At 69.7% G+C, this 20,921-nt stretch carries 25 protein-coding genes; 14 read left to right on the top strand and 11 right to left on the bottom strand.

Features of this window, described 5'->3' with window-relative positions; genetic code table 11:
• Positions 1 to 41 precede the first annotated feature (41 nt).
• Positions 42 to 1,331, top strand: a complete 1,290-nt coding sequence (locus GQQ95_RS15955) for a glycosyltransferase (protein WP_157428611.1) — start codon at positions 42 to 44, stop codon at positions 1,329 to 1,331.
• A 103-nt stretch (positions 1,332 to 1,434) separates the two neighbouring features.
• On the top strand, positions 1,435 to 2,085 hold the full coding sequence (locus GQQ95_RS15950) for an SIMPL domain-containing protein (RefSeq protein ID WP_157428610.1): 651 nt from the start codon (positions 1,435 to 1,437) through the stop codon (positions 2,083 to 2,085).
• 69 nt (positions 2,086 to 2,154) lie between these two features.
• On the opposite strand, the gene GQQ95_RS15945 is transcribed toward GQQ95_RS15950, so the two are convergent.
• The 5 genes from GQQ95_RS15945 to prfB form a co-directional block, all read right to left on the bottom strand.
• Positions 2,155 to 2,892, bottom strand: a complete 738-nt coding sequence (locus GQQ95_RS15945; RefSeq protein ID WP_157428609.1) for a tyrosine-protein phosphatase — start codon at positions 2,890 to 2,892, stop codon at positions 2,155 to 2,157.
• 107 nt (positions 2,893 to 2,999) lie between these two features.
• Positions 3,000 to 3,476 (bottom strand): SsrA-binding protein SmpB, encoded by a 477-nt coding sequence (gene smpB, locus GQQ95_RS15940; protein WP_157428608.1) that lies wholly within the window; start codon positions 3,474 to 3,476, stop codon positions 3,000 to 3,002.
• 137 nt (positions 3,477 to 3,613) lie between these two features.
• On the bottom strand, positions 3,614 to 4,525 hold the full coding sequence (gene ftsX / locus GQQ95_RS15935; protein ID WP_157428607.1) for a permease-like cell division protein FtsX: 912 nt from the start codon (positions 4,523 to 4,525) through the stop codon (positions 3,614 to 3,616).
• Positions 4,522 to 5,748: a cell division ATP-binding protein FtsE gene (gene ftsE, locus GQQ95_RS15930; protein WP_157428606.1), complete on the bottom strand. Its 1,227-nt coding sequence runs from the start codon at positions 5,746 to 5,748 to the stop codon at positions 4,522 to 4,524. Before ftsE ends, ftsX begins: the two co-directional genes overlap by 4 nt.
• Before the next feature lie 227 nt (positions 5,749 to 5,975).
• Positions 5,976 to 7,085, bottom strand: coding sequence for a peptide chain release factor 2 (prfB, locus tag GQQ95_RS15925; protein ID WP_157428605.1), 1,110 nt, complete (start codon positions 7,083 to 7,085; stop codon positions 5,976 to 5,978).
• A gap of 72 nt (positions 7,086 to 7,157) precedes the next feature.
• Here prfB and GQQ95_RS15920 point away from each other — a divergent pair, with 72 nt between their 5' ends.
• Positions 7,158 to 8,552 (top strand): MFS transporter, encoded by a 1,395-nt coding sequence (locus GQQ95_RS15920; RefSeq protein ID WP_157428604.1) that lies wholly within the window; start codon positions 7,158 to 7,160, stop codon positions 8,550 to 8,552.
• A 25-nt stretch (positions 8,553 to 8,577) separates the two neighbouring features.
• Here GQQ95_RS15920 and GQQ95_RS15915 read toward each other — a convergent pair whose 3' ends face one another.
• The 3 genes from GQQ95_RS15915 to GQQ95_RS15905 are packed head-to-tail and all read right to left on the bottom strand — an operon-like array spanning position 8,578 to position 9,837.
• The gene (locus tag GQQ95_RS15915) at positions 8,578 to 9,030 is read right to left on the bottom strand and encodes a pilus assembly protein TadG-related protein (RefSeq protein ID WP_157428603.1); all 453 of its coding nucleotides are present in this window, start codon (positions 9,028 to 9,030) and stop codon (positions 8,578 to 8,580) included.
• Complete coding sequence (locus GQQ95_RS15910; protein ID WP_157428602.1) at positions 9,027 to 9,509, bottom strand: hypothetical protein; 483 nt, start codon at positions 9,507 to 9,509, stop codon at positions 9,027 to 9,029. Before GQQ95_RS15910 ends, GQQ95_RS15915 begins: the two co-directional genes overlap by 4 nt.
• Positions 9,484 to 9,837, bottom strand: a complete 354-nt coding sequence (locus tag GQQ95_RS15905; protein ID WP_246205588.1) for a TadE/TadG family type IV pilus assembly protein — start codon at positions 9,835 to 9,837, stop codon at positions 9,484 to 9,486. Before GQQ95_RS15905 ends, GQQ95_RS15910 begins: the two co-directional genes overlap by 26 nt.
• A gap of 183 nt (positions 9,838 to 10,020) precedes the next feature.
• On the opposite strand from GQQ95_RS15905, the gene GQQ95_RS15900 reads away from it, so the two are divergent.
• The 11 genes from GQQ95_RS15900 to GQQ95_RS15855 all read left to right on the top strand — a co-directional run bounded on the left by GQQ95_RS15900 (position 10,021) and on the right by GQQ95_RS15855 (position 17,447).
• Complete coding sequence (locus tag GQQ95_RS15900) at positions 10,021 to 11,499, top strand: recombinase family protein (protein ID WP_170297098.1); 1,479 nt, start codon at positions 10,021 to 10,023, stop codon at positions 11,497 to 11,499.
• Between the two features lie 126 nt (positions 11,500 to 11,625).
• Positions 11,626 to 11,841, top strand: coding sequence for a helix-turn-helix domain-containing protein (locus GQQ95_RS15895; RefSeq protein WP_157428599.1), 216 nt, complete (start codon positions 11,626 to 11,628; stop codon positions 11,839 to 11,841).
• On the top strand, positions 11,838 to 11,969 hold the full coding sequence (locus GQQ95_RS19780) for a hypothetical protein (protein ID WP_281352037.1): 132 nt from the start codon (positions 11,838 to 11,840) through the stop codon (positions 11,967 to 11,969). The genes GQQ95_RS15895 and GQQ95_RS19780 overlap by 4 nt, the downstream gene beginning before the upstream one ends.
• Positions 11,969 to 13,039, top strand: coding sequence for a hypothetical protein (locus tag GQQ95_RS15890; protein ID WP_157428598.1), 1,071 nt, complete (start codon positions 11,969 to 11,971; stop codon positions 13,037 to 13,039). The genes GQQ95_RS19780 and GQQ95_RS15890 overlap by 1 nt, the downstream gene beginning before the upstream one ends.
• Positions 13,026 to 13,247, top strand: a complete 222-nt coding sequence (locus tag GQQ95_RS15885; protein ID WP_157428597.1) for a hypothetical protein — start codon at positions 13,026 to 13,028, stop codon at positions 13,245 to 13,247. Before GQQ95_RS15890 ends, GQQ95_RS15885 begins: the two co-directional genes overlap by 14 nt.
• A 600-nt stretch (positions 13,248 to 13,847) precedes the next feature.
• On the top strand, positions 13,848 to 14,039 hold the full coding sequence (locus GQQ95_RS15880) for a hypothetical protein (RefSeq protein ID WP_157428596.1): 192 nt from the start codon (positions 13,848 to 13,850) through the stop codon (positions 14,037 to 14,039).
• Positions 14,036 to 14,425: a hypothetical protein gene (locus GQQ95_RS15875; protein ID WP_157428595.1), complete on the top strand. Its 390-nt coding sequence runs from the start codon at positions 14,036 to 14,038 to the stop codon at positions 14,423 to 14,425. The genes GQQ95_RS15880 and GQQ95_RS15875 overlap by 4 nt, the downstream gene beginning before the upstream one ends.
• The gene (locus tag GQQ95_RS15870; protein WP_157428594.1) at positions 14,422 to 14,655 is read left to right on the top strand and encodes a hypothetical protein; all 234 of its coding nucleotides are present in this window, start codon (positions 14,422 to 14,424) and stop codon (positions 14,653 to 14,655) included. The genes GQQ95_RS15875 and GQQ95_RS15870 overlap by 4 nt, the downstream gene beginning before the upstream one ends.
• Before the next feature lie 14 nt (positions 14,656 to 14,669).
• Complete coding sequence (locus GQQ95_RS15865; protein ID WP_157428593.1) at positions 14,670 to 15,785, top strand: hypothetical protein; 1,116 nt, start codon at positions 14,670 to 14,672, stop codon at positions 15,783 to 15,785.
• A 32-nt stretch (positions 15,786 to 15,817) separates the two neighbouring features.
• Positions 15,818 to 16,075, top strand: a complete 258-nt coding sequence (locus GQQ95_RS15860) for a hypothetical protein (protein ID WP_157428592.1) — start codon at positions 15,818 to 15,820, stop codon at positions 16,073 to 16,075.
• Between the two features lie 40 nt (positions 16,076 to 16,115).
• On the top strand, positions 16,116 to 17,447 hold the full coding sequence (locus tag GQQ95_RS15855; protein WP_157428591.1) for a hypothetical protein: 1,332 nt from the start codon (positions 16,116 to 16,118) through the stop codon (positions 17,445 to 17,447).
• A 238-nt stretch (positions 17,448 to 17,685) separates the two neighbouring features.
• Here GQQ95_RS15855 and GQQ95_RS15850 read toward each other — a convergent pair whose 3' ends face one another.
• The 3 genes from GQQ95_RS15850 to GQQ95_RS15840 are packed head-to-tail and all read right to left on the bottom strand — an operon-like array spanning position 17,686 to position 20,719.
• Complete coding sequence (locus tag GQQ95_RS15850) at positions 17,686 to 18,633, bottom strand: type II secretion system F family protein (RefSeq protein WP_246205586.1); 948 nt, start codon at positions 18,631 to 18,633, stop codon at positions 17,686 to 17,688.
• On the bottom strand, positions 18,621 to 19,487 hold the full coding sequence (locus tag GQQ95_RS15845; RefSeq protein WP_157428590.1) for a type II secretion system F family protein: 867 nt from the start codon (positions 19,485 to 19,487) through the stop codon (positions 18,621 to 18,623). Before GQQ95_RS15845 ends, GQQ95_RS15850 begins: the two co-directional genes overlap by 13 nt.
• Positions 19,484 to 20,719 (bottom strand): TadA family conjugal transfer-associated ATPase, encoded by a 1,236-nt coding sequence (locus GQQ95_RS15840; RefSeq protein ID WP_157428589.1) that lies wholly within the window; start codon positions 20,717 to 20,719, stop codon positions 19,484 to 19,486. Before GQQ95_RS15840 ends, GQQ95_RS15845 begins: the two co-directional genes overlap by 4 nt.
• Positions 20,720 to 20,921 lie beyond the last annotated feature (202 nt).

Here is a 20,921-nt window from a genome sequence, read left to right as displayed (position 1 = left end):
GGACACCGACACCATCACCATCACTCGAACGAGGAGGCATCATGACCAGGATCCCGCGCAACCGGCTCGTGATCGTCAATCGCGCGGATCCCGTGATCTGCGGCCACTCGGTCGAGGGTCGCAACCTCGCCGAGGCGGCGCGCCTGCGCGGCTTCGACGAGGTGCGCATCATCACGTGGCCGATCGAACGACTCGAGGAGACCGGGCTCCCCCTGAAGCCCCTCGACACGATGCTGCCCTACAGCGACGGGATCTTCGTCGAGCGCCCCGATCCGGTCGGCGACTACAAGGTGCCCGACGGCCGCTACCTCGCGGGCATCACCGGGCGACTCATCGAGCTCTTCACCGACGGGGTCCCCACCGTCTGCCTCTCGCTCTACCTCAGCCCGCACACGATCGCGGTCGCCGACGCGGTGCGGGCCGCATGGAACACGGGCCTTCCCGTGAACGTGACGACCATCGCCGAGGCGGTGGGGTCGGATGTCACGAACGTCGTGCGCTCCTGCGTCGAGGAGGGCCGGTTCGGCGCCGCCGCGCACGTGCTCTCGAGCTACCTCTCGCAGGACCACTGCGTCGCCGTCTCGGAGTACACGCGCGAGCTCATCATCTCGTCGGCGGCCGAGATCGACGCGGTGCACGGCACCCGGTTCGCCGAGCAGTGCCGCGCCCGCATCGCCATCTCCTACCCGGCGATCGACACCTCGGCCTACGTCGGGCTCGACCCGGCCGTGACCGAGGCGACGCTCGCCGTGCGCGGCCTCGAGCGCGACGGGTACGTGCTCTTCCTGTCGCGCCTGACCAAGGCGAAGGGGGTCGACGACCTCATCGCCGGGTATGAGCGATCGGCAGCGCGCCACGCGGCCCGGCTCGTGATCGTCGGGCGCGGACCGGAGGAGGGCGCCCTGCGGGAACGCGCGGCGCAATCGCCGCTCGCCGACCGCATCGTGTTCCTCGACGACGTCGACGATGCCGAGAAGCCCTACCTCATGGCGGGCTGCGCGGCCTACGTCCTGCCGAGCAAGCCCAGGCCCGAGTTCGTGGAGACCTTCGGCATCGCGCTCGCCGAGCAGATGCTGGCGGGCGGCGGCGCCGTCATCACGACCGACACGGGCGGCATCATCGAGGCGGTGGGCGAGCATGCGACCATCGTGCCGGTCGAGGACCCCGACGCCATCGCGGTCGCGATCGATGCCGCCATGGCCCTGCCTCCGGCCGAGCGGATGCAGCGCGCGGCCGCCGCCCGGTCCTATGCCATGCAGTTCGACCGGCGCATCGTGTTCGAGCGGCTCTTCGACGGGGCGGGGGTGCTCCCGGTGCGGATGCCGGCCTGAGGCACGCCTCGGACCGGTTGTCGGCCGACGCGCATAGGCTTGGCGCGACCGCGTGCCAGCGCGGCACGGGCGCGCGCCCGTCACCGTCGTCGAGAGGCCAGACATGCCGACCACGATCTCCGTCCACGGCGAGGCCGAGCACCGGGTCGCCCCCGAACTCGCGGCCGTCGCCCTGTCGGTCGGCGCCTCCGGGCCCGATCGCGAGGACGTCGCCGCCCGCACGGCAGCCGCGCACGCACGCCTGCTCGCCGGCGTCCGCGAACTCGAGGCATCCGGTGCGCTCGAGCGCTGGACGAGCGATCAGCTCCGCGCGTGGTCGTATCGCCCGTGGAGCGCCGAGGGCGAGTCCGCGACGATCGTGCACCAGGCGAGCGCCGACGTCGAGGTCGTGTTCCGCGACCTCGCGCGCGTCGGCGAATGGCTCGGCGAAGCCGCCGCGAGCGAGGAGCTCACGATCGGCGGCGTCGACTGGCGGCTGTCCGACGCGTCGAGGGCATCGGCCCGCGAGTCGGCGCAGCGTGCGGCGGTCGCGGACGCCCTCGACCGGGCGGCGGTGTACGCCTCGGCGCTCGGCCTCGGGGCGCCGGTGATCGTCGAGCTCTCCGACCGCGGCATGCCGCCCGCGACGCCGGTGGCCATGCGCGCGTTCAAGGCCATGGCCTCCGACGGCGGGGGGCAGCCGACCGAGTTCGCGCCGCAGGAGCTCGTCATCTCGGCATCCGTCGACGCCCGCTTCGAAGCGGAGGCCCGCTGAGGTCGCGCTGCGGCTCGACGTCGGCGGACCGACCACCACTCGTGGCCGACGACGGTTCGCCGTGCGGCGTCAGTCCGCCCGGATGAGCAGCGTCTCGAGGGCGGCGAGCTCGCCGAGGCTCAGCCCCGACGCGAGCAGGTACTCCCTCGTCGACCCGTGCGCACGCTCGACCGTCTCGATGACGCCCTCGATCGCCTCACGCGGGCTGCCGCCCATGAGGGTGCGCAGCTCAGGGGTGTCGGCCACGCCGTAGCGGCCGATGAGCCCGATCATCTCCTCGAGCCACTCGCCCGCGAGGTTCGCCTCGGTGCGGGCGTAGTCCTCGATCACGGCGTCGCGATCGACGCCGACGGCGAGCAGCGCCAACGCGACGACGACCCCGGTGCGGTCCTTGCCCGCCGTGCAGTGCACGAGCACGGCACGGTCGCCGGCGCTCGCGATCTCGCGGAGCGCGCTGACGACGACCGCCGCGTGCATCGTGACGATGCGGTCGTAGAGCGCTTCGAGCGAGATCCCGGCCGCGCCCTGCGAGGCACCCGAGCCCTCGAAGACCGGCAGCCGCAGCACCTCGAGCTCCAGCCCGTCGAGGTCGTCGGGCATGCGCTCGGCCTCCTGCTCGTCGCGCAGGTCGATGACGATGCCGACGCCGAGGTCCTGCAGCATCGAGCGGCCTTCGGCACCGATGCGGTAGAGGCCGTCGGAACGATACAGCACGCCGTCGCGCACGGTACCGGTCTTCGCCGGAAGTCCGCCGACATCGCGGAAGTTGAAGGTGCCGGGAACCGGAATGCGCGTCGAGGTCTCCATCGCGTCGAGCCTACCTCGGGCCCGCGAGGCGACGGCTGGGAGCGCGCCTCGAAGTTCCGGGTCCCGGGCGGCCACGAATCCCCAGGGCGTTCGCGCCGATGCGAGCCCTAGTCGCCCAGGTTGCGCCGGCTCGAGATCGCCCGGTCGGCCTCGCGCCGGTCCTGCTTCTCGCGGAGCGCCTGACGCTTGTCGTACTCGCGCTTGCCCTTCGCGACCGCGATCTCGACCTTCGCGCGACCGTCGGCGAAGTAGATCTGCAGCGGGACGAGCGTGTACCCGCCCTGCGAGGTGCGGTGGCTGATCTTCACGATCTCGTGCTTGTGCAGCAGGAGCTTGCGCTTGCGCCGCGGCGCGTGGTTGTTCCAGGTGCCCTCGGTGTACTCGGGGATGTGCACCGCGTCGAGCCACATCTCGCCGCCGTCGATGAAGGCGTACCCGTCGACGAGCGACGCGCGCCCCTCGCGCAGGGACTTCACCTCGGTGCCCGTGAGCACGATGCCGGCCTCGTAGGTGTCCTCGATCGTGTAGTCGTGGCGGGCCTTGCGGTTGGTCGCCACCACCTTCTGACCGCGTTCCCTCGGCACGGCGCACTCCTTCTCGTCGGACGACCGGACTCGTTCCGGCCTCGCTCGCCCCGGGGCATCCGGAGCAGCCTTTCACTCTAGTGCACGCCGAGCCGCTCCAGACCCGACGTCACGGCGAACGAGCGTCGCGGATCGGCTCAGACGCGCAGGTACCTCGTGATCGCGATGCCGGCCGAGACCGCGGCGAGCAGCACGCCCACCACGATGAGCAACGGCACGACCAGCAGGGCGTCGCCGACGTCGACGAACGTGAAGGAGAGCCGCTCGGAGAGGTAGCCCTGCACGAAGAAGTGCACGATGCCGACCACCGCCCCGCCCGCCAGGATCGACCCGATGAGCCCGGCGAACACCCCCTCGAGCACGAACGGGGTCTGGATGAACCGGTTGGATGCCCCGACGAGACGCATGATGCCCAGCTCGCGCCGGCGCGAGAACGCCGACAGCCGGATCGTCGTGGCGATCAGCAGCGCGGCAGCCACGAGCATGATCGCGGCGACCGCGATCGCCGTGTAGCTCGCGGCGTTCAACACGTCGAAGATCTGGTCGAGGTAGCGGCGCTGGTCCTGCACCTGCTCGACGCCCGCGAGGCCCTGCAGCGATTCGACGAGCACGTCCGAGCGCGACGGGTCGACGAGGTTCACCCAGAACGTCTCGTTGAGCACTTCGGGCGTCACGTAGTCGGCCGCCGGCGTGCCCTCGAACTGCGTCTGGAAGTTCTCGTAGGCCTGCTGGTGGTCCTCGAAGTAGAACTCGTCGATGAACGGCGAGAGCGTGTCGGAGGTCAGTTGCGCCTCGATCGCGGCCTTCTGCTCGGGCGTCGCCTCGCCGTCGAGGCAGCCGGGCGCCGTCGAGACGGAGGTGCAGAGGTAGACCGCGACCTGGGCGCGGTCGTACCAGTAGTTCTTCATCTGGGCGATCTGCAGCTGCAGGAGCGCGGCGGTGCCGACGAACGTCAGCGAGATGAACGTCACGAGCACGACGGAGATGACCATCGTGATGTTGCGTCGCAGGCCGTTGCCCGCCTCGGCGAGCACGAGTCCGAACCTCATCGCGTCGGGCCCACTTCCTGGTCGTCGTCGCCCTCGCGCGGACCGCCGGGGGCGCGCAGCCCCAGTCGCTCCGCGAGCGTGAGGTGCGCCTTGGCGTCTGCGGCCGCCCCCTTCGGCGTCTCGGCGGCGGTCGCCGTCGCGTCGTCGTCGGCGTCACCCCCGGCATCATCGCCGTCGGTGCCGCTTTGGACCTCGATCGACGCCGTGGCCGCGGCCGTGATCTCGGCGGCGGCATCCGTCACCTCGTCGGATGCCTCGGGCTCGACGTAGAGGGGCTGGCTGTGCTGCATCATCTCGGGCGTGACCTTGGGTGCCGCGGCCGTGATGGCCTCGCCCTCGCCGCGGCGCGCCTTCTGCTTGGCCTTGGGCTCGCGCTTGGGTTTCCCGGCGGAGGCGGCCGCCGCCGTGGCGGTGGCCGCTGCCGTCGCGCCCGTCGCGTCGGACTGGACGTGTCCCCCGCCCTCGGTCGGCTCGGCTCCGGCCGCGGCCTCGGCCTCGGCGGCTGCCACGGCATCCTCGTCCTCCGGCAGGGTGCCGGTGACCGTGCCGTAACCGGCCGCCCGCTCGTCGCGCACGATGTCGCCCGCGGAGAGCTCGATGACGCGCTTGCGCATCTCGTCGACGATGCCGGCCTCATGCGTCGCCATGACGACGGTCGTGCCACCCGCGTTGATGCGCTCGAGCAGGGTCATGATGCCCGCGCTCGTGACGGGGTCGAGGTTGCCCGTCGGCTCGTCGGCGAGGAGGATCTGCGGCTTGTTGACGATGGCGCGCGCGATCGCGACGCGCTGCTGCTCACCGCCCGACAGCTCGTGCGGCATGCGCTTGCCCTTGCCGTCGAGCCCGACGAGCTTCAGCGTCTCGGGCACCGCCGAGTGGATGTATCCGCGGGACTTGCCGATCACCCGGAGCGTGAACGCGACGTTCTCGTACACCGACTTGTCGTTCAGCAACCGGAAGTCCTGGAACACGACCCCGAGGTCGCGCCGGAAGTACGGCACCTTGCGGCTGGAGATCTGTCCGAGGTTCTGCCCGAGCACGTGGATCGTGCCCTTCGAGGGCTTCTCCTCCTTCAGGATCAGTCGGAGGAAGCTGGACTTGCCGGAGCCGGAGGCGCCGACGAGGAACACGAACTCGCCGCGGAGGATCTCCACGCCGATGTCGTTCAGTGCGGGCTTCGCCTGCCCTGAATAGGTCTTGGTGACGGAGTCGAAGCGGATCATCGCGTTCGAGCCTAGGCAGCCGATCCCCAAAAGTGGGCAGCGACACCGGAAATCGGCATCGCCGCCCACGGATCGGGACGGCGAATCGGCCCGCCGCCGTTCGCGTCAGTGCCCGTCGGAGACGGCGCGGAAACGATCGACGAGATCGGAAGGCACGCGTGCGCCGGCGCCCGGGAAGAAAGGGCGGCGGGCATTCAGGGTCGTTCGGCGGGCCCGCCGCCGCCCGGCTAGTCCTCGATCTTGCGCTTGCGCCACTTGATGCCGGCGGCGATGAAGCCGTCGAGATCACCGTCGAACACCTTGGAGGGGTTGCCCTCCTCGTAGTCGGTGCGGAGGTCCTTCACCATCTGGTACGGCGCGAGCACGTAGGAGCGCATCTGGTCGCCCCAGCTCGCGGTGATGTTGCCGGCCAGTTCCTTCTTCTGCGCCGCCTCCTGCTCCTTCTGGAGCAGCAGCAGGCGCGACTGCAGCACGCGCATGGCGGCGGCACGGTTCTGGATCTGCGACTTCTCGTTCTGCATCGACACGACGAGGCCCGTCGGGAGGTGCGTCAGGCGAACGGCGGAGTCGGTCGTGTTGACGGATTGGCCGCCGGGGCCCGACGAGCGGAACACGTCGACGCGAATGTCGTTCTCGGGGATCTCGACCGCCTGCGCCTCTTCCATGAGCGGGATGACCTCGACAGCGGCGAAGCTCGTCTGGCGCTTGCCCGCGGCACCGAAGGGGCTCATGCGCACGAGCCGGTGCGTGCCGGCCTCGACGCTCAGCGTGCCGAACGCGTAGGGCGCATCGATCTCGAAGGTCGCCGACTTGATGCCGGCCTCCTCGGCGTAGCTCGTGTCCATGACGGTCGCGGTGTACTTGTGCTGCTCGGCCCACCGCAGGTACATGCGCATGAGCATCTCGGCGAAGTCGGCCGCGTCGACGCCGCCCGCGCCGGCACGGATGGTGATGACGGCCGGGCGGTCGTCCCACTCGCCGTCGAGCAGGGTCTGCACCTCGAGGTCGCCGATGGTCTTCTGCAGCGCGATGAGCTCGGTGCGCGCCTCGGCGGCCGAATCCTCGTCGCCCATCTCGTTCGCGAGTTCGATGAGCACCTCGAGGTCGTCGAGGCGCGAGTCGATGCTCCTGACGCGTGCGAGCTCGGACTGGCGGTGGCTGAGCGCGCTCGTCACCTTCTGCGCGTTCGCGGTGTCATCCCAGAGGTCGGGCTTGCCCGCCTCCTCGGAGAGTCGGGCGATGTCGGCCTCGAGGGCTTCGACGTCGACGACGGCGCTGATGTCGCGGAAGGTGGAGCGCAGCGCGGCGATCTCCTGCGTGAGGTCAAGATCCAACATGGCTCCCCCAGCCTAGTCGGGCGGGCGTCGGCCCGCCGCCCGCGGTTCGGGGCAGGTGTAGCGTCGAAGGCGATGACCCTCACCACGCCCTCGTTCACCTGGCGCTCGATCATCCTCCCGGCCTACCTGCCGACGCTCCTCTTCTCGATCGGCGAGGGCGCGATCATCCCCGTCATCCCCGTGGTCGCCACCGAGCGCGGCGCCTCGATCGCCCTCGCCGGCCTCATCGCCGCGATGATCATGGTGGGCGAGCTCATCGGCGACCTGCCCGCCGGCTGGCTCGTGGCCCGCATCGGCGAACGCGCCGCGATGATCGGCGCCTCGGCACTCACCGTGGTCGGGGTGCTCATCGCGCTCGCCTGGCCCACGCTCCCGGCGCTCGGCATCGGGGTGCTCCTCGTCGGCCTCTCGACCGCCGTGTTCGGGCTGGCCAGGCACGCGTTCCTGACGAGCTACGTGCCCGAGCGGGTGCGCGCCCGCGCGCTGTCGACCCTGGCGGGAGTGTTCCGCGGCGGCTGGGCCATCGGCCCGTTCATCGCCGCCCTCCTGCTGGCCACCACCGGCTCGAGCGAGGCCGTGTTCTGGGTGCTGGTCATCGCGTGCGCCGTCGTCGTGCTCGTGCTGCTCGTGCTGCCCGACCCCGAACGCGTGTTCGGGGCGGTGCGGCACGCCCGCGCGGCGGCCTCGGCGGACTCGGCGACGTCCGCGCGGCCCGCCACTGCGGGCGGCGGATCCGACGCGGGGTCACCCGACTCTCAGGACTCGGCGGGCCGGAGCGAAGCGGATGCCGCGTCGCACGGCGTGTTCCGGGCGATCGTCACGCATCGCGCGGTGCTCGCCCGCATCGGCACCGGCGTCGGGCTGCTCGCCGCCCTTCGCGCGAGTCGCATGGTGATCCTGCCCCTCTGGGCCGTGTCGATCGGCATGGCGCCGGAGGCGGCCGCGATCGTCATCGGCGTCTCGGCGACGATCGACTTCGCCCTGTTCTACGTGAGCGGGCAGGTCATGGACCGGTTCGGCCGGCTGTGGAGCGCGATCCCGGGGCTGCTCGGGCTCGGCGTCGGGCACCTCGTGCTCGCCTTCACGCATGATGCCCCGGATGCCGCGGGCTGGTTCACGGCGATCGCCGTGCTGTTCGGCGTGGCGAACGGGCTCTCGAGCGGCGTGATCCTCACGCTCGGCGCGGACCTCGCGCCGAAGGCGAACCCGGCCCCGTTCCTCGGCGCGTTCCGCACGATCGCGGATGCCGGTCAGGCCGGCGCCCCCCTGGCGATCGCCGCGATCACGTCGGCGTTCTCGATCATGGCGGCGAGCGCCGCCATGGGCGTCCTCGGCTTCGTCGGCGCCGCCATCCTGTGGCGCTACGTGCCGAGGTACGTGCCGCACTCGGGGGCTCGTTCTCGAGGTCGGGGCGCGCGAGGCACCGACGAGCGGCCGTTGCCGGCCGAAGAGGCCCGAGGCGACTGAGCGCGGCCCGTCGCGCCGCTCCTCCTCAATGGAACACCGAGCGGGCGGTCGTCGTGACCTCGATCGGTACGGCGATCGGGAGGAGGTCGGTCGAGATCGGCGCATGCCACTCGGTTCGGAGCGTGACCGTCGCACTTCGACCGTCGCGCGAGGCGGCCTCCACGAGCTCGACCGTTGCGGCAGGCGCACCGGCGTCGGAAAGGTACGACGCGACAGCTCGGTGCACCGCCTGCGAATCGAGCTCGAGATCGAGTGCATCGCCATCGAGGCTCACCTGGTCGAGGCTCCAGGCCTCGGCGCCCGAGAGCGCCGCGCCGTCGGCAAGGGTGAAGAGCCGCTTCCGCTCGAGGTAGAGCGAGGAGGCGGCAACCACGACGAAGACGATCATGATCGCGAGCATGGAGAGGAAGATCGTGATGAGCAGCGTCGAGCCGCCGTCATCGCGAATGCGGCGATCGAGACGACGTGCCGTGGTCATCTCGCGCCCGCGAACCGCGACACCGTCTGGGTCACCATCGCATCGACCGGAACGCTCGCCACCGGCTGGGAGCCGAATACATCGGGCACGAGCGGAAGCGGTATCCGTGCACTCACCGTGACCTCGACGCGTTCGCCGGCCCGGTCGCAGGCCGGCGTCTCGCAGAGAATGGCCACCCTCGCCGCGGCATCGTCGACGCCGTAGTCGTCGAGGATCATGCGGACCGCGCGATCGACTGCAGCCGCATCGTCGCCTGAGCCGCCGCCGTCGGCGACGATGCGCGCGGCGTGGCGAGCCGCGCCTTCGACGGCGAAGGCTCCGGCCTGGATGGCGGCGACGCTGAGCACCAGGTAGACGATGGGGACGAGCAGGAGGAGGCCGACCGTCAGGAACTCCAGCGATGCCGAGCCGGATTCCTCGGCCAGCGGGTTCGCACCGCCCTCGGGGTGTCGCTCACTCCACCGCTTCGATCGGCGCATGCCCGGCGACCTCCAGTCCGTTCGCGAGGCCGAGGAGGCCGATGACCGGGAGCGTCGCCCGAACCCTGATCTCGATGGCCGGCACGCCCGAGATCGAGACCGTGGCAGCGGTCGCGTCCTCGGCGTACGAAGACGCGATCGCCGCATCGATGAGGTCCCGGGTGCGCTGCACGCCCTCGGCGGACGATGCACCGGCGAGCGAGGCGAACCTGGCACCCTCCGCCGCGGCGTCGAGCAGCGTGTTGCGGACGTGGAGCGAGAGCGCCAACTGCACGACGGCGAGCGCGAGCAGGACGAGCAGCACGCCGACGAGCGTGAACTCCGCCACCGCCGAGCCTCGCTCCTCCTGGAGGCGCCTCCCGACACGGTGGAGGCGCGCGAACGACGAGCCCGTCAGAATCCGGTGACCCGATCGATCGCCTGCTCGAACACGCCCTCGAGGGCCGGGCCGGCGAGCCCCCAGATCACGATGACCAGCCCCGTCCTATCGCTCTGGGGGTATTATCTGGAAGTGACTCGCTACTCCCACCCCAGCCTCGACGCCATCGGTCCCGAGACCTGCGTCATCTACCTGCGCATCTCGCAGGACCGCACCGGTCAGCAACTCGGCGTCGAGCGCCAGCGGAAGGACTGCCGCGAACTCGCTGCACGCCAAGGCCTGACCGTGACGAAGGTCTACATCGACAACGACATCTCGGCGACCAACGGCAAGGCCCGGCCTGCATTCGAGGCGATGCTTCGCGACCGCCCCGAGGCGATCGTCGCGTGGCACCAAGACCGCCTCCTGCGCCTCACAAGCGATCTGGAGAAGGTCATCGCACAGGAGGTGCCGGTCTTCATGGTCACCGCTGGCAGCCTCGACCTCTCGACCCCGGCCGGCCGCGCCGTCGCCCGCACGGTCGCGGCATGGAGCCAATACGAGGGCGAGCAGAAGGCGCTCCGGCAGAAGGCTTCGAACATCCAGCGCGCCGAGAGCGGGCACTGGCACTTCAGCAACCGGCCGTACGGGTACCTCCGCGAGAAGGGCCAGACCGAGGTCACCGTTGTGGAGTCCGAGGCGGCGATCGTCCGCGAAGGCTACCGCAGGTACATCGAGGGCGACTCCTACTACGCCATCGCGAATGACTGGAACGAGCGCGGCGTGCCGACCTTCGGCGGGCCGTGGTCGATGGCCCGAGTGCAGCAACTGCTCCGCAACGAGCACTACGCGGGCATCGTCTCGTACAAGGGCCAGCCGATCAACGTGGCCCCGCAGTGGGAGCCGCTGATCGATGCGCGAACGTGGAGCGACTACATCGAGACGCGCGAAGGCCGAGCCCGAGCAGGCTCATGGAGCACCAAGACGAAGCACCTCCTGAGCGGCCTGCTCCGCTGCGGTGTCTGCGGATCGCGGATGCTCGCTCGACCCGAGACCCATCGCCGGGGTGCCGACCGGGCTGCGCACATGCGGCTCACCTACACCTGCACGACCGGCTGGTGCGTCTCGATCCTCACTCGGGACATCGAGCCCGCCGTGAACGAGTTCATCGTGGCGCACCTCTCGGACAAGAAGGTGCTCAGGAGCCTCCGGAAGACCCCGGATACCGAGCCGGTCGAGAAGGAGCTTGCCGACCTCCGCAAGCGCCGCGCCGATGTCACCGACCTGCTCGCTGACGGCCTTCTCGATCGCCGCCGAGCCCGAGCCCAGGTCACCGGCTTGTCGGAGCGGATCGATGCCCTCGCCGCCCGCCTCGGTGCGATGCGGCGCGAGAGCCCGCTGACCGACCTCGTGCTCGCCCGCTCGGTCGAGCGCGCATGGAACCGGATGCCCCTGCTGGAGCAGCGCCGCGTGATCGAGGAGCTTGGCCTCATCGTCACGGTTGGCAAGGGCCGCCCCGGCCGCCGCCCACACGACAAGAACGGCCAGCCGATCCCCGACCTCGGCCGCATCAAGTTCAGCTGGCTCGACGGCGACGCTGAACTCGAAGCAGGGACTGCCACCGTCGCCTAACGTTGTTCAAGTGACTAATACCCCGATCAGAGGCTATTTATGCGGCGACATATCGGGTACAGTTAGCAGCAGTTGAAAGGCAAGCCGTGAGGGACCCGGACCCCGGTCCCGCTCTTCGGAGACGCCTTGCCCAGAACCCACACCCCCAACCTCCCCACTGTCCGACTCGGCAACGATCCGCTCGAACTCCTGACCGTCCGCGAGGTCGCAGCCCGCACCGGCAAGCACCCCGAGACCATCAAGCGGTGGATCCGAGACGGCCACCTTCTCGCCGTCCGACTCGGGCCCCGCGATCTGCGCGTCCGAGCCAGTGACCTCGCCGCTGCGGTGAAGCCGCGATGAGCGCCAACCTCGACACCACCGTCGCCGAGGAACGCGCCGCCTTCGTCGCACGCGCCCTTGCCGAGGCTCCCCCGATCACGGACGAGCGGGCCGAGCGCATCGCCGCGATCCTCGGGCGGTACATCTGATGGGCGCAGGGCTCACCCTCTCCGCATACGAGGTCGGTGCACGGATCGGGCTCGCCGCCGTCCCGATGCGCCTATACGCCCGCATGGCGCTGAGAGCCCTCGATGACGACCCCGAGCCGTGGGCGGTGCTGACGATGGCTCAACGAACCCGCGCGCTTGGCAAGCAGGAGAACGCGGCTGGGATCAAGGCCGTCGAGTACGCCACCGGGGTGCTTTCGAAGGCGGGCGTGATCGACCAGATCGGTGGTGGCAACGCTTCGGGGGCGGCTGTGTATGCCCTCCGCGATGAACACGGCGAGCCGCTGCGGCCGGGACTGGAAGCCCCCGAACCAGTGGGGACCAAACGCGCTGAGAAGAAGGTCCCCACTCATTCGGGAAAGGTCCCCACTGATTCGGGAATGGTCCCCACTGATTCGGAGAATGGTCCCCACGCATTGGGGACCCAAGGAGGTTCTAAGGAGGAACATCAGGAGGAAGATCAAGATCAACCCCCCTCCGCGAATCGCGATGCGCTTCGCGATGAGGGTGATGCGCCCGCCGAGATCGATGCTCCCGAAGTGCCGAAGCGCGCCCCATACGGCGACCGCCGCACACCAGACGGCCTTGTCGCGATTGAGGACGCTCCCCCGGCGTCCTACGACCTCAGGAAGGATCGCCGTGCGGCGATCTCGGAGATGCTGCTCAGACTGGCAGACCGGTCGGAAGCGAAGCCTGATGAGGTGATCCTCGACCTTCGCCCCAGTGGCGATGACGTCGAGTTCACTCAAGACGACGCTGCGCTGATCATCGAGTTCATCGACGCCGATGCGCTGACCTACGACGCTGGCGACTACTTCCATACCGAACTTCGACGCATGTCCGCGCTGGCGAGGAACGACACCAGCGACGGGGACTTCGATGCGCTCGCGGAAGTCCTCTCCGCTGCTCGGGCTTGGAAGCGTCGCTCGTCGTGCTCACACTCGAAGATCGAACCCTCCGGCTACTGCTCCGGCTGCGCGGCCGACATGCGAGGGGCGCGAGACCCACTGCCGAACTCGACCCTGCGGGAGGCGTCTCATGCAGAGCCATGAAGCGTGGTTGCTGGATGATCACGAGGCCCTGGTCGACACCATCGAGATGGGCTCCATGCTCTCGGCGTACCTCGACCGCTGGGGCGCTCGTGGCTACGACGAGGTGGCTGCGATCGCCATCGCGGCAGGTCGTGCCGCAGGCTACGTGATCGACCGCGAACCAGCGCCGGACGCCGAGGGCTGCGAGTGCGATGAGACGGAACCGTGATCCATCGATGCACACCGTCACCCAGACCCCAGTCTCTCCGGCCGTAGGCGGCCCGCTCCCGGCCGAACGAGCCCGCCCCAGTGTAGTTGGGGGCAGACGTGTCTTCGACGCTCCTACGGGCCTCCTAGCGTCGAGACTCGAACCTCGGTTCGGGTCGGCCGAGATCGTCGGCCTCGCCACCTGCTACGCCTCGACCACCTACACGGCGATCCATAGCCGCCTCCACCGCGAGCGCGGCTCGGCCTCCCGGCACCGATGCATCATCTGCAACGAGCGCCCGGCGACCGCGTGGGCGTGCTACCCCTGCCGGGCTCCGGTCGAGGGCAGGAACGCGTCCGGGAGGGCGGTGACATTCTCGACCGACCTCCGGGACTACCGCCCGCTCTGCTCGTCCTGCCATCGGTCCTACGACGCTCTGCGCGCTCGATCTCGGCGAGCGCCAGCCCCGATCTCTCCCCCGGTCGAGCCCGCCCTGTTCGACCTCGACCCTGACGACGATTGGACGATGCGATGAGCGCTCGATCCCATGGACGACCCCGATCCCATGGACGACTTCGAAACGCGATTCGGCCAGCGGGGTCCATGGAGCTTCCTGACCCCATGGAAGTTCCGCGTATCGCGTTCAACGATCCGCTCGCCGAGGCTGCCGACCGCATCCGGCGCGAACGACGCATCGAGGCCTACCGGGATGCCCACGGGCGCGACATCGAGCGCGAGCAGCAGCGCCTCGCCGCCGACTACTTCGCCGCTGCCGACGAGCACCCGAGCGCCTACGACGTGGAGGCATTGTGAGCGCCGATGACCGAGCCGCCGCTGTCGCCGCGCTCGACGCCGCCACCGGGATCACCCCGGCCGAGGTGAGCGCCAGCACCGTCCGCCCCGGCTGGACGCTCTGGCATCACGGCGACGCATGGGTGCATCTGCCGACGCTCCGCCGCGACGCACCGGCCGACGTGCTCGCCCGGTACTGGCTGCGCATCGAGAGCGGCTTCACCGGCACCTGTCGGTTCTGCGATCAGGTCGCCGAGATCAGCCTCGACCCCGAGGTCACACCGGTGGCTTGGTGGCGGCTGCCGGTCACGATCAGGCTCGACCACGACCGGCACTGCATCACGAGATTCACCGGGACCGAGCATCGGTGGTTCATCGACCCCGAGGCATGGAAGGACACACCATGATCCGAGCCCGTCCAGCGCAGTCGGCGAGCCACCTCCTGGCCCGCTCGCTCGCCGAGCAAGCCGAGCGCGAACGAGTCGAGGCCGAGGCCGCCCGCGCCGCGCGAACACCGCCTCCGAAGCCCCGCCCGAAGCCGGTCGCGGCGACCACCACGGATCCGAGCCCGCCACTACGCGATCCCAGCCGGAAGCACTGGCAGGATCTCGACGCCGACGCCCTCAACCGATTCTGACGACCGGAGCCACGATGACGACCTACCTGCGCCCACTGCCCGCCGACGCCCTCGCCTGCCGCTACTGCGGCCGAGCCGTTCACCCTGCCGACGCTGCACGCATCGAAGCGATGCCCTCGCACGGCTACCGCCCCCAGATCGCCGAGGCCGAGGCATGGAAGCGCACCGTCGCCGAGGCCCATGCGCGCGCCGACGCTTGGGGCGGACCGCCACGCCCCGGCGAACCCGGCCGAGCCGATCCGCCCCGCATGATCGAGTTCGCGACCTGCTCGACCTGCGCGGCCACACTCGACCGCGCCGCCACGCTGTACGCCGCGCACCCGGCCGTCGCCGCTCGGGTCGGCGGCATCCTCGCTGATCGCATCCGAGTCGCCCTGTTCCGCCTCGACGCCCTCGGGGATCCGCTCACCGATCCGGTCATGGACGATGACGACGTGGCAACGCTGACGAACCGGCTCGGGCTCGGCGGCATCGCCGACTGGTCCGAGATCTACTCCCCCGTTCACCGAGGCGGGGACCCGAGCACGTGCGCGTCGAGGCCATGGGCGCACCTGCTCCCCGAGGCGCACGAGAACGCCGTCACCTCGCATCGGGCGTGGCGGGCTGCGCTACTCGCCAAGCGCCGCGCCTCGATCCCCCGGCCACGCGGCCGAGTCTCCTGCCCAGACGGCTCGGGCTGCGTGCTCTGCGGCGTCGCCGACGCCGAGGCTGGCGGCACATGGTCCTCGTTCCGCGCATCGATCATCGCGCTCGGTGGCCGAGGACCGAACCACATCGAGGGCCACCTCTGCCCAGCGGACTCCGCCGTCTACGAGGCCGTGGGGTCGGTCGGCCCGACGCTGCTCGAACGCTCGGTGTTCGCCCACTTCGATCCGGACGGCACGAGAGGCAGCCGTGGCCTCGAACTCGACAGGCTGCGCGCGTGGGCCGTGGCCGGCCGCCGGAAACCGAACCCGACCCCGTGGGCGCACCTCGTCGCTTCCGACGCCTCGACGGCGGCACTACTCGGCCAACCGCTGCCGCCGGACCCGGACGCCGCAAGGAAGGCTCTCGACGCCCTCGCCTCGCACCTCTCCGAGTCCGCCGCCGCCGAACTCCGAGCGCTGCTCCCGGTCCCGCCGCACGCCTGACCAGTGTCGGTGGTCGGCGCCACGCTGGCATCGTGCCCGACCTTCGACCCGTCACCGCCCCTCGCGGCGTCATCGCCCGCTGGGAGGTCTGGCACGACGGGCGGCGGCTCGGCTGGATCGAGCAGAAGCATCTCACCGGCGCTCGCCTGCCGTTCTTCGAGGCCATTGCGCCGCACCCGAGAACGGGCAAGCCGATGAGTCTCGAACTGCACACCGACCACGAGGACCGCGTGGCCGTCCTCGTGGAGTTCGCCGAGCATCCCGAGCGCTATCGGCAGCACTGGTCGTAACTATCGATGCACTTGCCGACTGACCCCGTCCACGGCCTCTATGACGCTGATCTCCGGGTGCGCGGCGCGCCGATGTTGGAGCGACGCGCCGCGAACCATCAGTATGGGCACTATGCCGCCACGCCCCGACGATGTGTTCATCCCAGGTGGACTTCCCATCGAGACCTACGTTTCACGCGATCACCTGAACCTTGAAGAGGCGCTGGCCGATTGGCTGGAGGGCCGCCAGAAGCCGCTCCTGGCCGTGTCCGGACCGACGAAATCGGGCAAGACTGTCCTGATTCGCCGCTTGGTCCCCGATCCCATCCTGCTGTCGGGGGGCGCAATCGAAACTGCCGAAGATTTCTGGGAATCGGTCTGCGAAGAACTCGAAGTCTTCACCGACCACTCGCTGTCTTTGTCGACAGAGGATACTGACGGATTCGGAATGACGGGCGGTGCCAGCGCCGGGTTCGTCCAAGGCGCAGCGAGCACCCAGAACGACCGTTCGACTGGCCGCGGAGTGACGCGATCGCGTACGGCGAGTTCTCGAAGCGCCGCTCGCGCTGCGCTTCGCAAGACGAAGCGCGTGATCTACATCGACGACTTCCACTACATTCCCCCGGACCAGCAGTTGCCGATCATTCGCGGGTTGAAGGATCTGATCTTCGATGGCCTCGGCGTCGTTGTCGCTGCTGTCCCGCACCGCGCGTACGACGTGGTTCGCGTCGAGAAGGAGATGACCGGTCGCGTCACCCCGTTCCCGGTAGCTCAGTGGAGCGTAGAGGACCTTCAGCTGATCGCTTCGCAGGGCTTCGCAGCGCTCGGAGTAACGGTGGATGACGCCATCAGCCTCAAGCTGGCGAATGAGAGTTTCGGTAGCCCCCACCTCATGCAGATGCACTGCCTGAACCTCTGCAAGGTGAATCGAGAAGGCGGTGTGCTCCGAGCAGCCTTCATCGAGCCTGACTGGCCGAGCTTCTTCGAGAAGCAGGCGTCCGCGACGTCGAAGTCGGCTTTCGACCTGCTCAAGAACGGCCCGCGAACGAGAAGGGACCGGCTGCCGCGAACGCTCAAATCTGGTGTCGTAACCGACATCTATGGCGCCGTATTGGCGGCGATCGCAAACACCGGGCCTCGAACGACGCTCAGCTACGACGAGATTCGAGCGTCCCTTCGAGACCTTCTGGCGTCAGGCATGCCTCAGAGCAACGAGATCACGAACGTGCTCGATCAGATGACGGACATCGCAAAGACGAAGATCGAAGGGGAGCCGGTGCTGGAGTACAGCATCGAGTACTCCCGCCTCGACCTCGTTGATCCGTACTTCGCGTACTACCTGCGCTGGGCGAGTCCGGAGGAAAAGGACCTTGCCATTCCGACCAAGGCATAGCCCCGCGCGGGCAGCGATCTGACCATCTACGGGCCCCGATTTACCTCGGAAGCAGGGGCGATTACCCCTAGAGCGCTACGACGGGCAGGCCGGCGGTCATCAATGTGATGAGCACCCATCCGGGCACGTCCCCCCGTTCGTCGCCGATCAGGTCGGGCCTCGAGAACAGCTTGCGCATGGGTGTTCCTTTCGTGAGCGCGGGTGGCGCGCAGGTGGGTTGGGAGCGGGTGCGGGTGCATCAGAAGCCGGCCTGGAGGACGAGGTACCCGGGCAGGAGCGCGAAGGCGATCGTGATCGGGAGGATGAGGAACACGAGCGGCACGAGCATCGCGATCTCCTTGCGCCCGGCGAGCTCGATGATCGTGCGCTTGGCCTGCTCCCTGGCGTCACCGGCCTGCGAGGCGAGGACCGCCGAAAGGGGCGCACCCCGATCGAGGGCGCCGAGCACCTGATCGAGGGCACGGGACAGCGCCGCGTGATCCAGGTCGTCGCGAAGGCGCCTGATCGCGACGGAGAGCGGCACGCCCGCGCCCACGGCGGAGACGACGACGGAGAATTCGCCGGAGAGTTCGCCCGACCCGGTTCGGGCGACACGTCGGACGGCGTCGAGCATGCTCTCACCGGCGGTGAGGCTGAGCGTCAGGAACTCGAGCACGGTCGGCAGTTCGTCCGAGATGCGAGCCTTGCGCTGCCGAACACTGCGCTGCAGCATCCAGTCGCGCGCCACGACCCCGCCCGCTGCAGCGAGCGCCGGCACCGCCACCCGAACGGGAAGGGGTACCGTCGCGAAACCGGGCGCCCAGACGGCGAGCGCCGTGGCGATGGCGAATGCGACGCCTCCCCATGCCAACTGCTCACCACGGAACCGTTCGACGCTGAGCGCGGCGCCGGCCTGACGAAGGCGTCGCGAGACCTCCTCGCCACCGCCGAACCAGGTCGTCAGCAGCCCTCGAAACCGTCGCAGGACGGGTCCCATGACGACGCCGAACACCGGAGCCGGATCGGCGGGGCGCCGGGCGAGCACCTCGCGAGCCTCGCCCGAGAAGTCGGCCACGTACGGTGCGACCCGCTCGGCGAGGCGCGGACGGCCGATCCGGGGAATCGCGCTCACGACGAACCAGGCACCCAACCCCAGCAAGACTCCGCTCAGCATGGAGAGGGCCACCGTCGCGTTCAGCGGAACCATCGTCGCTCCTCGGGGAGCCGCCCGAGCGCGGTCATCGCCTGGTAGGCCGCCACCGTGACGATGACGCCGACGACGATCAGCACCGCACCCGCCGGCGAACCGTAGGCCGCGAGGGTCTCCGGGCGAGACGAGAGCACCACGAGGAGCACCCAGGGCGCGGCGACGCCGAGCCGTGCCGCATTGCGGATCCACGATTGACGGGACACGACCTCGGCACGAAGCGCGGCGTCCTCCCGGAGGTAGCCGGCGAGACTGCGGAGGACGGCGGTCAATTCGGTGCCGCCGACCTCTCGTGCCATGCGCAAGGTCTCGAGGATGCGATCGGCCACGGGATCCGCGAGCGCCGCCTTCAGTTCGTCGAGGTCGAGGCCGAAGTTGCCGCTGCGCTGGTACTGGGCGTCGAATCGCGCGAACGCAGCCCTGGTCGAGGCGGGACCGAGGACCCCGAGGGCTCCGACGCTCTCAGGCAACGGCATCCCGGAGCGCACCGACGCGACCAGGTGGTCGACCACGTCGGGCCAGACCGACCGGTTCGACGCCCGGCGGCGGTCGGCGCGCGAGCGGATGGCGAGCGGGACGGCCGCGGCGCCGAGCAGGGCCGCGACGACGGTGATCGTGGGCACCTGCATGATGGCGTGCGCGATCGCTCCGAGTGCGATCGAGACCACCCCGCACACGATGGCGACGACGGGAATGGGCACGTCGCCGAGCCCTGCGAGGGCGAGGTCGTCGTGCAGGCGACGACCGACCGATGACGCCTTCGAGGCCCGCATGCCTGGATTCGCCGGCCAGAGCAGGGGCGCGAGCAGGAGGAGGACGCCCACCCCGAGAAGTGCGCCGAGGACGAGGCTCATGCGATGCTCACCCCGCCGAGGAGCTGATCCAGCGAGATTCCGGCCCCAGTGAACTTCTCGACGCGCCGAGGGCGGCCACCGGTGGCCTGAAGGGCGCCGTCGACCGTCGCGAAGATCGACTCCGCCTCGACCGCACCCCGGTGGATGTCCCCGGTCGGCGCCGAGATCTCGATGACGCTGCGGCGCCCTGCCGCGTCGATCCCGAGGTGCACCACGAGATCGATGCACGCGGCGACCGTCGGCACCACGAATGCGGCGTCGATGTTGCGCCCCGCGAGCAGGGGCAGCGTGCAGAGCTTCACCAGGGCGTCGCGCGCCGAGTTCGCGTGGATCGTGCACATCCCCGGGAGCCCGGAATTGAGGGCGATCAGGAGGTCGAGGCTCTCGGCCTCGCGCACCTCCCCGACGATGAGTCGATCGGGCCTCATGCGCAGCGACTCCTTGATCAGGCGTCGCAACGAGATCTCACCGGTGCCCTCGAGGCTGGGCTGACGACATTGGAGCGACACCAGGTCACGGACGTCGAGGTCGAGTTCGAACGTCTCCTCGATCGTGATCACGCGCTCGCCGATGCGAGCCGACGACATGAGGGCGTTCAGCATGGTCGTCTTGCCGGTGTGCGTGGCTCCGGAGACGAGGATGTTCGAGCCTGCCGTGACCGCGGCACTCAGGAAGGCGGCCGCGTGGGAGGTCAGCGAGCCGAGCCCGACGAGGGCGTCGAGGGTGCGGATGCGGCGCTGGAACTTGCGGATGTTCACGGCCCAATGCGTCCGGGACACGTCGGGGATCGCCACGTGCAGGCGCGACCCGTCCGGCAGCGAGGCGTCGACGAACGGGGAGCTCAGGTCCACGCGGCGACCGCTGTGCTGCAGCATCCGCTCGACGAGTTCTCGGACCTCGCGGTCGCTCAGCACCACGGTCGTCAGTTCGGCGACGCCGTCGCGCGCGACGAACACCCGCGTCGGACCGTTAATCCAGATCTCCTCGACCTCCGGGTCGTCGAAGAAGGGCTGCAGCGGCCCGTACCCGGTGATCGCCGCCTCGACGTCGCGCACCGTGGCGAGCTCGTCGATGAGCTGGGCATGCGCCCCGGCGAGGGCCCGCTCGCTGTAGCGACGAACCTCCTCGCGCGTGAAGCGCGCCGCGGCGCCCGAGTCGCGTGACAGGTCGACGCCCTCCCGAAGGACACGGGTGCGCACCCGGTCGGTGATGGTGCGCACGGCGTCGGTCATGTCCCCCATCTTGGGGTGACCGCGATCGAGGGGCGTGAAGTTATCCACACGCCGCTCCCACCGAGGCGAATACGAGGAAGGCCTTGAGTCGAGGCGTCCGTTCACCATAAGATGCCCGAGAAAGCGCTTTCTCGGAGCGGACGCCGAGCGGGGCTTTCGGTCGGAACCGACCACGAAGGGCGAGCTCTTGCACGCCCGGGCT

The organism is Agromyces salentinus, assembly GCF_009749395.1.
In the GTDB taxonomy this organism is placed as follows: Bacteria; Actinomycetota; Actinomycetes; order Actinomycetales; family Microbacteriaceae; genus Agromyces; species Agromyces salentinus.
Note: the sequence above shows the minus strand (reverse complement) of the source record. Positions and strands in the feature narration are given on the sequence as shown.

Coding starts and splice junctions, on each gene's coding strand:
- GQQ95_RS15945 (WP_157428609.1), bottom strand. CDS start 2,892: ATGGAGACCTCGACGCGCATTCCGGTTCCCGGCACCTTCAACTTCCGC.
- GQQ95_RS15890 (WP_157428598.1), top strand. CDS start 11,969: ATGGGCGCAGGGCTCACCCTCTCCGCATACGAGGTCGGTGCACGGATC.
- ftsE (WP_157428606.1), bottom strand. CDS start 5,748: ATGATCCGCTTCGACTCCGTCACCAAGACCTATTCAGGGCAGGCGAAG.
- GQQ95_RS15850 (WP_246205586.1), bottom strand. CDS start 18,633: ATGGTTCCGCTGAACGCGACGGTGGCCCTCTCCATGCTGAGCGGAGTC.
- GQQ95_RS15870 (WP_157428594.1), top strand. CDS start 14,422: ATGATCCGAGCCCGTCCAGCGCAGTCGGCGAGCCACCTCCTGGCCCGC.
- GQQ95_RS15840 (WP_157428589.1), bottom strand. CDS start 20,719: ATGACCGACGCCGTGCGCACCATCACCGACCGGGTGCGCACCCGTGTC.
- GQQ95_RS15885 (WP_157428597.1), top strand. CDS start 13,026: ATGCAGAGCCATGAAGCGTGGTTGCTGGATGATCACGAGGCCCTGGTC.
- prfB (WP_157428605.1), bottom strand. CDS start 7,085: ATGTTGGATCTTGACCTCACGCAGGAGATCGCCGCGCTGCGCTCCACC.
- GQQ95_RS15915 (WP_157428603.1), bottom strand. CDS start 9,030: ATGACCACGGCACGTCGTCTCGATCGCCGCATTCGCGATGACGGCGGC.
- GQQ95_RS15955 (WP_157428611.1), top strand. CDS start 42: ATGACCAGGATCCCGCGCAACCGGCTCGTGATCGTCAATCGCGCGGAT.
- GQQ95_RS15910 (WP_157428602.1), bottom strand. CDS start 9,509: ATGCGCCGATCGAAGCGGTGGAGTGAGCGACACCCCGAGGGCGGTGCG.
- GQQ95_RS15845 (WP_157428590.1), bottom strand. CDS start 19,487: ATGAGCCTCGTCCTCGGCGCACTTCTCGGGGTGGGCGTCCTCCTCCTG.
- GQQ95_RS15855 (WP_157428591.1), top strand. CDS start 16,116: ATGACGCTGATCTCCGGGTGCGCGGCGCGCCGATGTTGGAGCGACGCG.
- GQQ95_RS15880 (WP_157428596.1), top strand. CDS start 13,848: ATGGAAGTTCCGCGTATCGCGTTCAACGATCCGCTCGCCGAGGCTGCC.
- GQQ95_RS15920 (WP_157428604.1), top strand. CDS start 7,158: ATGACCCTCACCACGCCCTCGTTCACCTGGCGCTCGATCATCCTCCCG.
- ftsX (WP_157428607.1), bottom strand. CDS start 4,525: ATGAGGTTCGGACTCGTGCTCGCCGAGGCGGGCAACGGCCTGCGACGC.
- GQQ95_RS19780 (WP_281352037.1), top strand. CDS start 11,838: ATGAGCGCCAACCTCGACACCACCGTCGCCGAGGAACGCGCCGCCTTC.
- GQQ95_RS15950 (WP_157428610.1), top strand. CDS start 1,435: ATGCCGACCACGATCTCCGTCCACGGCGAGGCCGAGCACCGGGTCGCC.
- GQQ95_RS15865 (WP_157428593.1), top strand. CDS start 14,670: ATGACGACCTACCTGCGCCCACTGCCCGCCGACGCCCTCGCCTGCCGC.